Source organism: Ciceribacter azotifigens (genome assembly GCF_048159625.1).
Lineage (GTDB): Bacteria > Pseudomonadota > Alphaproteobacteria > Rhizobiales > Rhizobiaceae > Allorhizobium > Allorhizobium azotifigens.
Map to the genome: position 1 here is coordinate 1 of NZ_JBLQTA010000050.1, position 2,583 is coordinate 2,583.

Genomic DNA, 2,583 nt, shown 5'->3' on the forward strand with positions numbered 1-2,583 from the left:
CAAACCGAAACCTGATCCTGTCCGGTTTTTAAGGGGCAACTCCACTCATCGTCAGTTTCCTTTCTGAGCTTTACCCTTGGCGTCCAGTTCGGCTTTTATCTTCGCGTACTCGCTGGATACGAGGTCCTCATTCGTGAACTTCGCATACTCATCGGTCTCGAGTAGCGGAGTGTGCTGGAATGGATACCAATCGCCGCCATCCTGGCGGCGCTGGTAGATGACGCCATCGGCCTGCTTGTGCAGGAAACAGGTAGTGGCATCAGCTTCTCCGCCAGCGCCATGCCACACCGCGATGAAGCAGAGCCGCCCGTCGTCGGTCAGGCGGTAACGGCCCTCGGCATAGGTCGCGCCATTCTTGCTACGCGTGAAGGCGGTGAACCGCCTTCCCTCGTCTGAGAAGTATCCGGCACCGTCGCTCCATTGCCAGCTACGCCCCTTGACCAGCGTTAATAGCTCAACCGCCGTGAGGGGCCGGCCATCGGCGGGCAAGGGTTGCTGCGCGGGGGCTGCCCCCACTCCGAATGCAATGTTAACAATCAGAGCCAGGACATAGCCCGCAAGCCGGCGGGGAGCTGTGTCGGCTTGCATCTTGTTCAAGGCAGAAACCATTTCCAGTCCTCCTCAAATGAACGCTGCCTATGCGGTCTGTTCTTCCGCTTGCCGCGTATGGACGTTTAGGTCCGAATGCATGAAATGCGGCTCGAATTCGGAGATCGGGCTGGGCTCCAGGCCGGTTCGTCCGATAGTTTCAATCGTAAAGCCATGTTTCGCTGCCTCTTCCGGGGGATAGACCCGACGCAAGTCGATTAGCACATGCGACCGCATTACCGAGGCGAGCTTCGCCAGATCGATGTGTCTTATACTTTCCCAATCGGTCATAATAATAACCGCGTCGGCATCCTGCGCGCATTGATAGGGATCAAGATGGTAAGTGACGTCAGTCAGGACCATCTTCGCCTGCTCGATCCCTTCAGGATCGTAAGCATGGACTTTGGCACCCGCGTTCTGCAGGAGCTCGATCATTGGTATGGAGGGAGAAGCACGCATGTCGTCTGTGTCGGCCTTGAATGTCAGTCCGAGCACGGCAATCTTCTTGCCCTCCACATTTCCGTGCAGGATGTGACGCACCTTCTGTGCCATACGCCGTTTGCGAGCATTGTTGGCTGTCACAGTTTGCTCCACGATCCGCAGGCTGACACCAAACTCCTGTGCGGTACGCACGAGCGCCAACGTGTCCTTCGGGAAGCACGATCCGCCATAGCCGGGACCAGCCTGTAGAAATTGTGGGCCGATGCGACTATCCGTTCCCATGCCCAGTGCCACCTCCGCAATGTCCGCATCTACTGCCTCACACAGATCGGCCATCTCGTTGACGAAGGTGATCTTGGTCGCCAAAAAGGCGTTCGAGGCATACTTGATGAGTTCAGCACTACGGCGCTTGGTCTTGATCAGGCGGTGGCCCTTGTCCACCAACGGCGCATAGACCGCAGCCAGTATATCCTCAGCCGCCTTGTCGCTGCATCCGATCACGATGCGGTCCGGCTCCAGGAAATCGATGATCGCGGATCCCTCGCGCAGGAATTCAGGATTGGATGCGACGTAGATTGGGACGTCTGGACGGGTTTTCCTCACGATCCGTTCGACGGTGTCGCCCGTACCGACGGGAACCGTGGACTTGTCCACAATCACTGCGCCTGGCTTAAGGATGGCCGCGAGTTCGCGCGCGCAGTCATATACAAAGGACAGGTCCGCCGCGCCATCGCTTTTTCGGGGGGGCGTGCCGACGGCGATGAACGCGGCATCGCACGGCGCCGCGTCGGCGATCTTCGTCGTGAACTTCAGCCGCCCGGCGGCCACGCCTTCATGAACCAGTGTTTCGAGGCCCGGCTCGTAGATAGGTATGCCGCCCTTTTGCAGGATCTCGATCCGATCCGCGTCGATGTCCACGCAGATCACGTCATGGCCGATCTTGGCAAAGCATGCCCCTGCGACCAGACCAACATAACCAGTGCCAACGACTGCCAGTTTCTTTCCAACCATTGATAGCACTCCGATATCAATTCTCTTGGTTGCGGGGATTCCAACGCGGCTCGAATATCAGTCTAGGTTTTTCGGACGTCGATTGCCCGGCGCCTGAATAGGAGTAGATCCGCCGGGTCAGGGTGAACGTGGTTAGGCCCTCGTTCCAGGCTTCCAGTCCCTCCAGTCCATTGTCGTATATGGCGAGGCTGACACTGCCAGCGATACATGCAAACAGGACTATCACGCGAAAGGTTCGCCTGGTTCGCGGCAGCACGCCGAGCCCGTTTTCCAGACTGTGACGGACCAGCAGGAGGACCGTGAGACCACCATAAAGGAGGGCGTTCATGATGTTGAACAGGTAGAAGCCGGCAGCGGTGCCGGGGTCGCGGACCAACCAGGCCGTTAGGGCGGGAACAAGGGCGAGGATAAGATAAGGCGCGAACACCAGAAAGGGTACCCGCGAAATAACCTCTTGGCCTTTTGGCGTGATGCGGAAGCCCGCGACCCGACCGCGCATGTAGAGCGACAATCTGGATGAGATCAGCGCGACAATCTGGATGA

At 58.2% G+C, this 2,583-nt stretch carries 2 protein-coding genes and 1 pseudogene; all 3 read right to left on the reverse strand.

Annotation, left to right across the window (positions count from 1 at the left end):
- Nucleotides 1-51: 51 nt before the first annotated feature.
- A complete protein-coding gene (locus ACM6UT_RS23125) occupies nucleotides 52-609 on the reverse strand; it encodes a DUF995 domain-containing protein (protein WP_416799623.1) in 558 nt (185 codons plus the stop codon).
- Between the two features lie 27 nt (nucleotides 610-636).
- Complete coding sequence (locus ACM6UT_RS23130; protein WP_416799624.1) at nucleotides 637-2,040, reverse strand: UDP-glucose dehydrogenase family protein; 1,404 nt, start codon at nucleotides 2,038-2,040, stop codon at nucleotides 637-639.
- Nucleotides 2,041-2,056: 16 nt separating this feature from the next.
- Nucleotides 2,057-2,583: pseudogene (locus ACM6UT_RS23135) on the reverse strand (hypothetical protein); the annotation flags it as partial.